The following is a 13803-nucleotide window of genomic DNA, read 5'->3' as shown; positions in this document are numbered from 1 at the left end:
TTTTTAAAGTGTATTATGATTAGCAATAAAGTTATTAAAACTGGTTTGCTCAAAAAAATTAAAATCGTATAAATCTAATTGCTCTTTATTGAGGATTTTAATCCCATAAGTTTTTATAGCAAAATTCAGCATTTCTTGTTGATTTGCATTTAAGTCGGTTATTAAAAATTGGTTAAAACCCTTCTTATATAAATATTCAATATAATAAATATTATTATGTACATCACAAGCTATATAATCAATATTTACATTATATTGATTAACGGCAGTTTTTAATAATGTGTCAATAAGTACAGGACCTAATGCATGACTCATATATCCAGCATTTACAATTAAACCGTTAAAATGCTGCTGTGCTGCAATATATTCGATATCACCTAAATTGTGAACTATAATTCCATTCTGCATGATTCATCAATATTTTCTTGAGATAATGCTGTAATTCCGACTAGGGACTTTCCCTCTAGCCATTCTAAAAATGCTCCCCCGGCAGTTGAAAGGTAACTAAAATTATGCTTGTTGCCTCCCATATTAATGGCACTGATGACATCACCGCCTCCTGCTATGCTAGTTAATGTACCTTTGTTGGTATAATGAGTTATCATTTGAGAAATGGTAATTGATCCCAAAGAAAATGAAGAAAATTCATAGGCACCAACAGGGCCATTCCAAATAACCAACTTAGCTTGGGATAATATTAAATCAATATTAGCTAATGTTTGTGGGCCAATATCTGCAATAATGTCTTGGTCGTTAATTTTATCAATACTTACAACTTGAGCTATAGCATCACTTTTTAACTCAGGGGTTACTACAGCATCAACAGGTAGCATTATTTGGCAGTGATGATTTCTTGCAAGTGCGATAATTTCTGTACAAGTTTCTTTAATGCTTTCTTCCTTGATGGAATTTCCTATTTGAAAACCTATTGAAGATAAAAAATTATTAGCCATTGCACCTCCAATAAATAGATAGTCCATTTTAGTGACTAAGGATTTCAACAGGTCAATTTTGGTTGAAACTTTATTTCCTCCTAAAATTGCAATACTTGGTTTGAGATTGTTTTCTAAAATTTGATGTAAATGAGTTACTTCTTCTATCATAAGTAAACCGGGGGCTGAGGGGAGTAACATAGGGAGCTTGGTTATAGATGAATGGTTGCGATGGCAGCAAGCGAAGGCATCATTAATAAAAAAGTCAGCCAGGCTAGATAGCTTCATGGCAAAATTAATATCATTATCTTGTTCACCTTGCCAAAATCGTAAATTCTCTAGTAAAGCGATATTGCCCTCTTTAAGGGTATCAAGCTCGGTAGTATTATCAATATCTTCAATAAATATACTTTCGGGATAAAATTTTTTAAGACGTTTAAAAATAGGGGTTAAGCTTTCTTTAGGGTTTTTTTTACCTTTTGGCCTTCCTAAATGGCTTAAAATAATAATTTTTGCTTTTTGTTTTATTAATTGATTAATTGAGATGAGTGATCGCCTGAGCCGCGTATCATCTAATATTTCTCCTGTATTACTAATAGATAAATTTAAATCTAGTCGTAACAATACTCTTTTGCCACTTAAATTATATTTAGTAAAATCATGAGTGGTTATTTTATTCATGAAAAATTTCTCATTAAATGAACCATGTCAAGCATACGGCAGGAAAACCCCCATTCATTATCATACCATGCAACAATTCTTACTAAATTATTACCTACTACTTGGGTTTCTTGCAAATCGATTATAGCGCTGCGCGGATCCTTAATAAAGTCTATTGATACTAAAGGTTCCTCAGTAATGCCTAAAATTTCTGGATTAGACAAGCTTGCGTTTTTTAAAGTTTGGTTGATCTCTTCAACAGAAGTTTCTTCAGCTACTTGGAGGGTAAGATCAATCAAAGAAACATTAGGCGTGGGAATTCTAATAGCTGCGCCTTTAAGTTTGCCGTTAAGTGCTGGTATTACTTGCCCAATAATTTTGGTAGCTCCAGTAGTAGTAGGAATTATTGAAAGTCCTGCTGCTCTTGCTCGTCTTAAATCTTTATGGCTTGCGTCAATAATATTTTGATCATTAGTATAAGAATGAACGGTAGTCATAAATCCTGATAGTATACCAATTTTTTGTTGAATAATATTAACTACAGGAGCTACACAATTGGTAGTGCAGGAACCTATAGAAATTATTTGATCAATTGGGGTTAAATCATTTTCATTTACTCCCAATATAATTGTTTTATCAGCTCCCTCACAAGGAGCGGAAATAATAATTTTCTTTGCACCTTGTTTTAAATGATCTTTTGCTAAATTTTTACTATTAAACTTTCCAGAACATTCTAATACTATATCCGCGTGTTTTTGTTGCCAATGAAGTTTATTAATCTCTTTTTCATGGGTAATTTTAATAGTATGTCTTCCGATCACTAATGTATCATCTGCGACATGAATTTGATGAGTTAACCGGCCAAAAACGGAATCATATTTAATTAAATGTAATTGTTCCTCAAGTCTTGCAGGACTATTGATAGCCACTAAATTAATGTTGTTATATTTTTCATCATATTCAAGTAGTGCTCTTAATATGCCTCTGCCAACCCTACCTAGACCATTAATACCAATATTAATCATGTTTTTTCTCAAGCTTAGTTATGACTTGCTGAACAATTTGCGCAGCTGTTATATTAAAATATTTATATAGCTCATCTTCAGGGGCGGAAGCTCCAAAGCTATGCATTCCTACAAAAATTCCATGAGGTCCTATAATTTCATGCCATCCTAAATTTATTCCGGCTTCAACTGCTACCTTAATAGAGTTGTTGCATAAAAATTGTGTAATATAACTTGAATCTTGCTTTAAAAATAATTCTTTTGATGGCATAGATAGAACTCTGGTGGTAATGTGCTTTTCTTGAAGCAGTTGTGCTGCCTTTACTGCAATTTCAACTTCTGAACCGGTGGCAAATATAGTTACTTGAGGGTTATCTTCTTGGATAATCTCATATGCACCTTTCTTGCATAAATTTTGTTCATTAAATTCGGTACGCAAAAAGGTTAAATTTTGTCTGCTTAAAGCTAGTATGCTAGGTCCTTGATATTCTAATGCAATTTGCCAGCATTCAGCTACTTCTACAGAATCCATTGGTCTTAATACTAAAAGATTGGGTATGGCTCTAAGGGCTGCCAAGTGCTCAACCGGCTGATGGGTAGGCCCATCTCCTCCTAGCCCTATTGAATCATGGGTTAAAATATATATCACTTTTACTTGCATAAGTGCAGCAAGCCTAATGCTTGGTCTCATATAATCAGAGAAAATTAAAAAAGTTCCTGCATAAGGTATATGTGTGCCATAAGCGCTCATTCCATTCATGATGGAGGCCATGGCGTGCTCTCTAACACCGTAATGCAGATAGTTTCCTGAGTAATTATTATGATTAAATATCTGATGCTTGCTAGAAAGAGTATTGTTTGATTCACTCAAATCAGCTGATCCTCCAAATAATTCTGGTAGATAATCAACTATCTTTTCAATTACCCTGCCGGACGATTTGCGTGTAGCTTCGTTGGTCTGTCGGGTGGTAAATTCACGTTTAAGTTCTGCAAAAATATTGGTTAGATCATTAGGAAGTTCTTTATTATAAATTCTTTCAATTTCAAGTTTTTTATGATTAGCTAGCTTTGCAAATTCATCTTTCCAAAATTTATATTCGGTTAAATTTTTAGTTCCTGCTTTCCGCCAAGCTTTTAAAATATTATCTGGAATTTCAAATTCTTTATGAGGCCATCCTAGTTTTTCTCGTACTAGTTTTATCTCCTCCTTGCCTAGCGGGGAACCATGTGCTTTCGCTGACCCTTCCTTATTAGGAGAGCCGAAACCAATTTTAGTTTTTGCAGCAATTAATACTGGTTTGTTAATGTTTTGAGCTTGTTCCAGTGCCTCTTCTATTTGTTGATAATCATGGCCATCGATATTAAAATATTCCCATCCATAGCTTTGGAAGCGTAATTTTACATTATCTGAGGTGGAAAGTAATGTTTCTCCATCAATGGAAATTTCATTGTCATCAAAAATAACTATAAGATTATTAAGTTGAAGATGGCCTGCTAAAGAGCAAGCTTCATGGCTAATACCTTCCATTAAACATCCATCACCTAAGAAGCAGTATATTTTATGATTAAATAAATCCTCACTATGTTTAGCTTGCATTTGTTTGGCCGCAATGCTCATGCCAATTGCATTTGCTATACCTTGTCCTAGAGGACCGGTGGTAGTTTCTACTCCTACTGTATGTCCAAATTCAGGATGGCCAGGAGTTTTAGAATGAAGCTGCTTAAAATTTTTAAGATCTTCTAAAGTTAAATCATAGCCAGTTAAATATAATAAAGAATAAAGCAGCATTGAGCCATGGCCGTTAGAAAGAATAAATCGATCGCGGTTAAGCCAGGCGGGATCGGTGGGGTTAAATTTTAAAAACTTTGTGAATAATATGGTGGCTATGTCAGCCATTCCCATGGGCATTCCTGGATGCCCAGATTTTGCTTTTTCAACTGCATCTATGCTTAAAAATCTAATGGCATTACTTAAATCAGAATAAGAAAATGTTTGCTTATTAAATAACATTATGCTTGCAACCCTATTAAGATGATTGAAAATTTTTGTGAATTTACTTATTATTTAAACAATAAAAGCTATACAAGAGTTAATATCAGTTTACAAGTCATTAAAATTTACCAGAGCATAAATCAATGTCCATAAAATCCATCAAATATTACTTCATCTCCCTATTTAATATTATTGTAAGAAGCTTTTATGATCCAAGGTTATATTGGCAGGTTGTTCATAATTGGGTAGGGGCGGGGATAAAATTTTTCCTGATATCCTTTTTCGTTATTAATTTGCCTATTATGTTAATAATTACCGATTATTATTATGATATATTTCAAACTATGCGCAATATAGTAAAAATAGAGCAAGGTAATTTTCATGATTTAGAAAGTGACCAGCAAACTGTAAAATACGCCCAATATATTCTTGATATACTTACTCAGTTGCCAAAAATAGAAATTAAGGCCGGAGAGCTTGAAGTTAATAATAATCATAAAACCATTATTAATTCTACTATAAACAATAAGCCTATAATAGAATTTGATACTAGATCTAAGCCGGATTTATCTACTAATGATACATTAATACAAGTTCATAAAAACAATATTCAAATTTTAGGAAATGAATTTTTGTTAAATGAAGATTTAAGAGTCCCGCATAATGCCAATTTAATTGTTACTAAATCTGATATTGTTACATTGTTTGATAAACTTAGTAAAGTTTTGGTTGGTTCAATTGTAACTATGGTAATGATGGTGTATTTTATGCTTTATTTGCAGTTTATTCCAAAAATAATTTTAACTTTGCTTATTTTATCAATAATAAATATTTTTCGTTCTTTAGGGTTAAATTATATGCAATTAATACGTGCTAGTATTATAGCTTCAACGCCGGCAATGGTAGTTGGTAGCCTGGTTTTATTATTGGTAATAATGTTTTGGTCAAATAGTTTTGTTAGTCTATTGCTGATTAATCGTGAAATTATCATGAGTACTTTATGTTTAGTTTATTCCTTATTTGTTATTAAGGTGGTTAATAAAGTATTAACGTAGTTGCTAAATTATATTTTTTTTGTTAGAATTTTAATTAGATAATATTATAGTATTGTTATGTCGCAGCCTATTTCACTTGCACTTCAGACTGATTCTTTTGTTGATAAAATAAAAGCAATCAATGGTAAAATTCAGTCTCAAAGAAATACACTGGAACCAGAAAGGGCATCACAAGAGGCTTTAGAAACTGCTGCTAGAGCAGAGTTTTTGCGTTTGCAATTATTACGTGATGAAGAAATTCAAAATACTTTTAAAGGTGAATTAGAATCTAGGCAGATTGGGTTTAGATATGAATATATTAATACAGAAGATGCTGATTGGCTTACCCGTAATTTAACAGAAGAAGAAAAGAAAGTTTTTAGAGAGCTATTGAAAGAGTATGCTGAGGAAGTAAAAAAGCCTTTCATCAGCGAGGTTCTTAATGATCTACTAAAAAAAGAATCCTTTCAAACTTATGACGAAAAATTTTTCTGGAATTATGATTTATTAAGCGAACTTGATTTTAATCAGGATAAAAAAGTATTAAAAAAGGAAATCATTGAAAAATTAGCAATTCTGAATGAGCAAAAAATTTTAGAAGAGCTGGCCGATGAAGGGAAAATTACTAGAATAGATCTATTAGAAGATTTTGATAGTGACATTTTGAGCATCGAAAGTAGACAGGAAGCGCTCCAAAAAGCATTGGATGGGGCTACTAATAATATTAAAGCAGCAAACATACGAGTTTTAGACAATTATTGCTATATTTATAAACAACCTACTCCAGGTTTCTTTTCACGGTGGTTTGGTAGAGTGGAGCAGATACCATCACTAAAAGATTTAACCAAAGCTCATACAGATAAAGTTAACAGCAAAGATCTAGATAATTTAGCAGCAAGTATGCTAAATCAAATAAATGGTAAATGGCCACAGTGGAACAGTGGTAATATTGTTACCTCAGATGCTAACCATACCGTGATAGAGTTTAATCAATGGATTAGATTTAAGTGTTTTGAGAGATGCAATCCAGAAAAATACAGATTAAAAAGTATTAAGCAATTATCAACTGATGGTACTGGTGATCAACATGATCATTTATATATTAATAAGCTAAGAATAGAAGCCGAGGAAAAATTTGTTGAAGATATTGAGAAGCAAGAAGAAGCAATTAAAGATGCTATATCTCGTCAAAATAAAATTAAAAAAGAATTATCTGAGTATATTTTTAAGGAAAAATCTCCATTACTCAATGAATTTAAGAGAGATAAAACAAGTGCTAGGTCAGCGCATAATGGGGAACAAATTTTAAAAGCTTTTGCTTCCCAGCTTTCTTCATCGCAAGAAATTAAAGAAGTTACAGAATCCATTAATTATTTTTTAGGCCAAGATAAAAAGAATCTCACCTCTTTGCTTAGTGGAATAAGTTTAATAATACTAGAAAAGTATGATGAAATAAATTTAGATAAGATAATAAATGGTGTTAAAAAAATAAAAAATGATAAAGATTTGACGCACTTAAGGCGAGGAGACTTTAAGGTGGGCAGCATTATTAGAAATTTATCTGCTTTATCGCACGGAGATTCAAACTTGCTAGTAAGAGCTTATAATACTCCGTTTAATGTTCTTGCGGCCCTCAAAGCTTTTTCTGCAAATATAGATGTTACTATTCCTTTGCTTCTGAGTCAGCCTGAATTATGGCAAGTATTGCAAGTAATCGGAAGTGAAATAAAAACTATTATAACCAATGATGATAATAAGCGTATACTCACCGAATTAATTGCAGTTAACTTTTTTTACCCTGAAAATGCAACCGATGCGCAGAAACAAGATGTTAGAAAAAACATTAATGATAATTTGCTGCCTCTTATGGCTGAGTTATTAGAAAGTGGCATGGTAGGTTCAAATAATATTTCATTATATCTAGCCAATTTTTTTGAAAGTATATTGGTGCTTAATGAGCCAGTTGAAGATGTATCAAAAATGGTTGAAAATGGGTTTTTACTACTCTCAACATTGAATTTGAGTAATAAGCAGGAATTAAAAACACAATTTGAAAAGCTACTAAAAACGGGGATTAATAAATTTAATACTAACACTCAAGCACCTCTTTCTATAGCTGAATTTAATACTCAACTTTTTTTTGGCGAAAAGGGTATAAAATGTATTAGTGAGATAGCTGCAGAAATTTTAACTCATAAGACAATGACAGAGCAGCAAAAGCAAAACTTTGCTAGCAACTTAAAAGACCTAATGGTTGAGATACTTAAAAATAGACCTGATAACCAGCCGTTAATCCATGCTATAGAATTTTGGCAAAAGCTTGGTGAGGTGATAAAGTTAGCAAGACCCTATATAGCTTCAGAAGAAGCTAAACAGCTTTTAAGTGAAATAATAGCCGGAAATATTCAATTTATTAATCCTGCTATGGTACAAATGGAGCAATATCAAGGGGAAGGAAGATTATATAACTTTTGTTTAGATAATCTTACCCCAATGATAGTGGATGCTTTTTCTTCTTTTTCCCCAGTAAGTGATGAGCAACAACTTTATATTCAAATAGCTGATTTTTTTAAAGGTTTACAGCCTCCTTTGGTAGTTGAGCCTAAAGAAATTGAGATGAGGGCTCAAAATAATATGGATTTTATGGGGCCGCTAATTAATCTTGCTACTTCAGTTCAAATTAGGTTAGAAAAGCTAGGTGAAAGTGCTAATAAGCAAGAAGAATTTAATAAGTTTAGGGATGCAATTAAGGCAGTTATACCGTTTGGGCGTGATTATTATTTAGCCATGTTAGAGGAACAAGTAAACGTAGATTTGCTAAATCAAAAGTTAGATCAATTACAAAAATTCCGAGTTGTATTGCAAAAGCAATTAACGGAGAACCAAGCTGGAGCCAATGCTGGCAAGAATATTAATAATTTTCAATGGCAAATAATTGAGGTTGGATCCCAGATTGCAGAATATAAGTATCAACTTAAGCAATTAGAAAGTGAAGAGAGTGTTGATAAACAGAAAATAAGGGCTATTCATAGCCAAATGAAGTTGGTTAGAGATGGGTATATTTTAAATGATCAGCTGATAGAGTCAATTTCCACTATCCTTGCAAAAGTTTTAACTAATCCAAATATTGTTGATAGTCAGAGAGCAAATTTTACGCAAAACCTACAGCATATAATGCAATATTTATTAACTCCTGAGCCGCAACTTGAGCAAGTGAGCGATCAGCAAAATAATAAATCTGTAAAGCTTATCAAGCTAATTGATAACACCTTAGATTTGCTTAATTCTATAGAATTAGATCCTACTGATAAGGAGAGTTTAACTAAAGCAGCAGCGGTAAGTATTGCTAGCTATGCCAAAGAGTTTAATATAAAAATTGATAATATTGCTGAGGACTTAATAAAAATGGCCTCGAACTTACCATATTTGGATCAAAATTATGGCGAAAATTTAAAAACAATATTTGGAAAAAATATACCGCCTATATTCCATTTGCTTGATCAGTTACATGATTTAGGCTTAATGGGTAAAGGAAATACTACTCCTAACCCCAAACGATCTTTGTTATCAAAGGCTGCAGGTCTGCCTCAAGTAATGGTTAGTAGTATCCATACAGCGCGAGCAATGGTCGCTTTATTACATCCATTTTTATATAATTATGGCAATAAAGATAATCCTTTTTATCACTTTTTGCTTCAAGCAAAGCAGGATCCACAAAAACGGGCAGAATGTATACAATTAATCGCTAGCATTGTACCTAAGTGGATGGATAGTACTCTAGTTTTTAAAGCGCTTACTAATAAGGCTTTAGCTACTACCTTTAGTGCATGGTATAATTTACTAAATGCTTTGACCCATCCTAAGCTTTCACTGTTGCAACCTAAGAATCTTGCAATATTAGCTAACCATGTATTTACCATGGCTTTTGGTATTATTACTTTGATTGCTAATCTTTTGGAAGCAGGATTCAATACATTTTATAATTTAGTATTAGGAAAGGAACACAAGGCCAATGCGTCTTTAATACCTATAAAAACGGTTGTATATCAACAATTATTGAAATTGGATAATAATTTAAATGAAATTATTAGCAGATTTAATAATTTAAATGAAGAAGGACGTGCTGTAGTTCAATATTTCATTAAAGATAACAGATTGGATCTTCAATTATATCTGAAAAATGCTCAAGATTCATTAGCGCAGCATATTCCTGCTGCACAAGAAGCAATAAGATTTTTAGAGGTCCAGCAGATTGAGCGAAGAAATTTAAGAGGATTAGATTTAAGTCAGGTGATTTTCAAAAATGTTAGGTTGGCAGACATTGATATTTCTGCTATTAAAATCAATTTAGATAATTGTGAGAATGTTCTAATCAGCGGTAAGGTTAAATTTCATAATGTTACTTTTGTAGGTAATAGGGATAATTTAAAAGATAAAGTTATTTTTGATTTCAGCTCACCTGATTTTGAGAAAAATGTTAGATCATTTATTAAAGCTATGGATCAATCTTTTAAATTAACTACTGAGGAAAAAGTTGCTCTTAAGAGTTATATATATGAGCATAGTTATACAAAAAAATTTCAAGATGCAGTAAAAAATTCTTCTAAATATTCTCGCAATTTATAAAAATGGATCTCTTTCGAAGCTACTGATCTTCAGGCTCAAATTTGCTTTTCCTATCACCATTTACTTTTTTTGCTCAGCTTATCTTAACCTCTAGCATCTTTATAAAATTTGAATGCCTTTGCTCCTGTTAATCAACGACACTTCCCGCCCGCTAAAACTTTGATCTATTTGTATTTAATAGTTCCTGTAATCAAATGCTTATACTTCAAATTTAATGAAAATTATAGTTTCGAATGAAGTCTGGTATCTAACCAATGAATTACGATAAATATCCATTTTAGTAGTTGTTTTCTCAAGATTATGTAAGGTTTTACGTACATTCTGATATCCTACTAACTCATCTAAAGCCAGGGGCCAGTCCCTGTTTTTTATAATATCATAAGTGTGATTTATTTCCTATAGATTCTGATCTCATTTTACCAAATAATTATAATATTAATTTTATATTCACAATGCATCATTTTATAATATATAATATTTAAATATTTGATATTTATTATAAAAGGCCATTTGATATGCTATTCTTACGCGCTTTCCTAATATTAATGTTCATTTCCAATTATTCTTTTGGTGATTCTAAATTCTGGGTTATTAACCCTTTAGATGCCATTAATGGTATAGTATATAATCGCAGTAATAATTTAGCCAGTTTAACTGGTGCTACTTCCTGCCAATTATCTTCTAATACTAGTGGAGTATACTGTGGTACGGCTATCTCAGGTGAGAGGCTTTATGTATTACTTAGCAGCGGTAAATTCGGCAATCATCATACTAACCAAAATAATGGCGTAATTTTTGGATTTTTAGAGGAAACAAGTAAAAAGATTTATACAGCTTGTTCTGCAAGCACCTATGTTACTAAAGGAGGTAAAGTCGATTTAAGTGCTGCTGGTAATGATATGAGTGTTAATGTTCCAAGATATCAAGGAGAATATTCAATTTTTATTGGCAACTTGGCAGGAAAGCCTGCGGATTTGCTATGTAATATGAATGGAGAGACAGCTACAGCAACGCAAATGAGCTGGATTACCCCAAGGCTTATCGGAAATCAGCCTGGTGATACTACTACAGCTTATAACGACTTGCCAAAAGTTAAATTTAAAGTAGTAGCGCCTTCTTGTGCAGCAGAAGTTGCTGAAGGTATAAGTTGGACTATGCAATCAATGGATGGTACTGAGGCCGGTGGAACAGTTGAGGGTGTAAATTTTAAAATGAAAACATATAGTCCTGCTATAGATGGTAATAGCCCATGCTATACACCTGGAGCAGAGCTGATCGATACTACTTCCAGGAAATGTGTTAATAATGGTTTTGGGCAAGTATCTTGGGAAGCAGTATCAGGGCCGGGATGTGCCAAGATGTGCCAAGGATTTGATACGGGATCTGTACGCCAAGGTAAGATGAAGGTTGGTACTTCAATGTTATTTCATGCCGGTAGTCAGGGAGAAATATGTAAAGACGGGAGTCAATATTTAATCAAATCTGTTAAAACAGAGTGTGTTGACCCCGGGGGAAATGATGCAGCAGTAATGAATTTTTATAGAGGTAATGGTAGCTATATTTGGGGTACTGATAACGCTCCTGGTAATACAGGAACAATTAAGGGTTTTATGTATTGTAAGCCGCGAAGTTCTTCTTATTATAGAAGCCAGAGTAATACTTGGTCAAATGCTGATCATCTCTTTTATTATAGAGCTGATAATCCTTTCGGCGCAGGAGATAGACCTAATGATGGAGATAAGGTGTTATGGTGGCTTGATCTTTCAACCCTTAATAAGCATATGGACTTAAGGGGGGTAGATGTTAGATATTCAGCAGCTTACTCTGGTGGAGGTATGGTTTTTGATAATACTATTGCCTCGTGGTATGGTGGTAACAGTAATGTTAGAATTGCCCATGATGGTGGCTTTGGAGTAATGGTATCTGCTCGCGTTATGCCTGATCGTGCACATAATTGGGGCAGAATATTTTATGCTGGTGATAATGAAACTGAAGTGACTTTTGCTAGCTTGTATGAGCCCTGGGTTACCAATAAAGTAAAAATAGCTTATGGTTATAATGGATATCAAACCAAAAGCTATAATCCTTGTAAATTGACTGTAGGGCACAGTCCAGTTGACCATGCTTTCCTAAATGAATGGTGGTCACCAGGAGAAGCACTTCTTATGGGGATGAAAGATAGTGATATGGATTCCAATCTATGGAATTATGATATCATTAAGTACGGCCTTTACTTAAATCCGCATTATTCACCTGCCAGAAGGATAGTAAAAGATAAGATGGAATACCCTTTAAACCCAGTATGGCCGGTCGCTCCTCTTAGTAGTCAATGTAATATGTACTCTAGTGGCAGTGATATTAGCTCAGGTTTTAGAACGGGAGGTACTTACCGATTTGAAAGTGATAATAAAATTTCTTTTGGAGGATCTGGCATCAAAGTAATATTTCATGCGGCAGTAGGATTTGGAACATGGCAATGGTCTCCATGGAAAAACAGTGATGCGTGGCCGGTATGGCCATGGCAGAGCGGGGCTTCTCAAGCTGTTGCTGAAAATGGTATTTCCGGAGATTATAATAGGCTGCTTAATATGAGACGAGATTGGAGAAGTACTTTTGGTTATTCAGATAACTTTGACCCGCATTCAGGCTATACCAATTATTATCATCGTGCAGGCGGCGGGGATTATTATCAATGTAGAGCGTCTTCTGGTTTGTGTAAGGATCGTTGGAAGAGTTGTTGTTGGAAAGATGCAGTGTGTGTGTGGGGTAGCACAGTGTCAACACCTGGAATAATGATTGCTTGTTCAAGACATGGAACACTGACAGCTCTCCCACGATGTAATTGGTGTCTAAATGAAAACTATTATCCTGATCAGTGTGTAGATTGTTATGACGGTCGTTATTGGGAGTGGACGGATAATGGAGCCTGCGAGGGATCAGCGGCACCAAATTCTCCGTCGTGCTAAAAGTAAAAAGTTAAAAAGGCCGCTATTTTAGCGGCCTTTTTATTTCACGAATGGTTATTAATAACAATTAAAACGACGCCTAAAGCTAGCAAGGTAAAGTCTTATATATTGTAGTTTATATTTTCTACAATATAAGTTTTATTTTGTGTTTTGAATCAATTTATTTTGAGGAATTAAGCCGGATAAAGCTTCTAATGATGGAGGCCAAAGTGCCTGATTACTATATCTAAACAGTTTGGCCAAAAGTCTATTTAGCGTTTTTTGACTGCGAAAATCGATTGCAAATACATGACACGTATTGTGGACGAGACAGCACCCACATCTTACCGTCCTCTAGCTACTCCTATAGCTTTAAGTCTTTCTATAGTTTGTTATTAGCTATTTGCTTTATTATTTTAACTTTACCCTTTGCCCATTATCTTCCCTGTAAGGCTTGTTTTAAGATCCTAGCTACTGTCTTAAAACCCAATATCTCCTTGATCATTATTCAATGTTTGCATTTGAATGACAAGATTTATATCTTTCTTTGTTATATGTGTTTAAGATATTTGTTGTAGCACTTTGTATTTATGAAGCTGCTTCTCTTTT

The 13803-nt window shown here is 33.5% G+C and carries 7 protein-coding genes; 3 read left to right on the top strand and 4 right to left on the bottom strand.

Annotated features, from left to right (window positions below; genetic code table 11):
* Positions 1-3: 3 nt before the first annotated feature.
* Genes EF513_RS01455 through tkt form a run of 4 tightly spaced genes read right to left on the bottom strand, consistent with a single transcriptional unit; the run spans position 4 to position 4607 of the window.
* Entirely contained in the window at positions 4-408 is a 405-nt protein-coding gene (locus tag EF513_RS01455) for a hypothetical protein (RefSeq protein WP_125215642.1), read from the bottom strand.
* On the bottom strand, positions 390-1613 hold the full coding sequence (locus EF513_RS01450; protein WP_125215641.1) for a phosphoglycerate kinase: 1224 nt from the start codon (positions 1611-1613) through the stop codon (positions 390-392). The genes EF513_RS01455 and EF513_RS01450 overlap by 19 nt, the downstream gene beginning before the upstream one ends.
* Entirely contained in the window at positions 1610-2617 is a 1008-nt protein-coding gene (gap, locus tag EF513_RS01445; protein ID WP_338142600.1) for a type I glyceraldehyde-3-phosphate dehydrogenase, read from the bottom strand. The genes EF513_RS01450 and gap overlap by 4 nt, the downstream gene beginning before the upstream one ends.
* Positions 2610-4607: a transketolase gene (gene tkt / locus EF513_RS01440; protein ID WP_125215640.1), complete on the bottom strand. Its 1998-nt coding sequence runs from the start codon at positions 4605-4607 to the stop codon at positions 2610-2612. Before tkt ends, gap begins: the two co-directional genes overlap by 8 nt.
* A 125-nt stretch (positions 4608-4732) precedes the next feature.
* On the opposite strand from tkt, the gene EF513_RS01435 reads away from it, so the two are divergent.
* The 3 genes from EF513_RS01435 to EF513_RS01425 all read left to right on the top strand — a co-directional run bounded on the left by EF513_RS01435 (position 4733) and on the right by EF513_RS01425 (position 13215).
* A complete protein-coding gene (locus tag EF513_RS01435; RefSeq protein ID WP_125215639.1) occupies positions 4733-5644 on the top strand; it encodes a DUF1189 family protein in 912 nt (303 codons plus the stop codon).
* A 57-nt stretch (positions 5645-5701) separates the two neighbouring features.
* The gene (locus EF513_RS01430; protein ID WP_125215638.1) at positions 5702-10249 is read left to right on the top strand and encodes a hypothetical protein; all 4548 of its coding nucleotides are present in this window, start codon (positions 5702-5704) and stop codon (positions 10247-10249) included.
* Between the two features lie 545 nt (positions 10250-10794).
* On the top strand, positions 10795-13215 hold the full coding sequence (locus EF513_RS01425; protein ID WP_125215637.1) for a hypothetical protein: 2421 nt from the start codon (positions 10795-10797) through the stop codon (positions 13213-13215).
* The last annotated feature ends 588 nt before the right edge of the window (positions 13216-13803 follow it).

Origin of the sequence: Rickettsiales endosymbiont of Stachyamoeba lipophora (assembly GCF_003932735.1) — a bacterium.
Taxonomy (GTDB): Bacteria; Pseudomonadota; Alphaproteobacteria; order Rickettsiales; family 33-17; genus RICK01.
The sequence above is the reverse complement of the archived record's forward strand: the minus strand, read 5'-3'. Positions and strand labels throughout refer to the sequence as shown.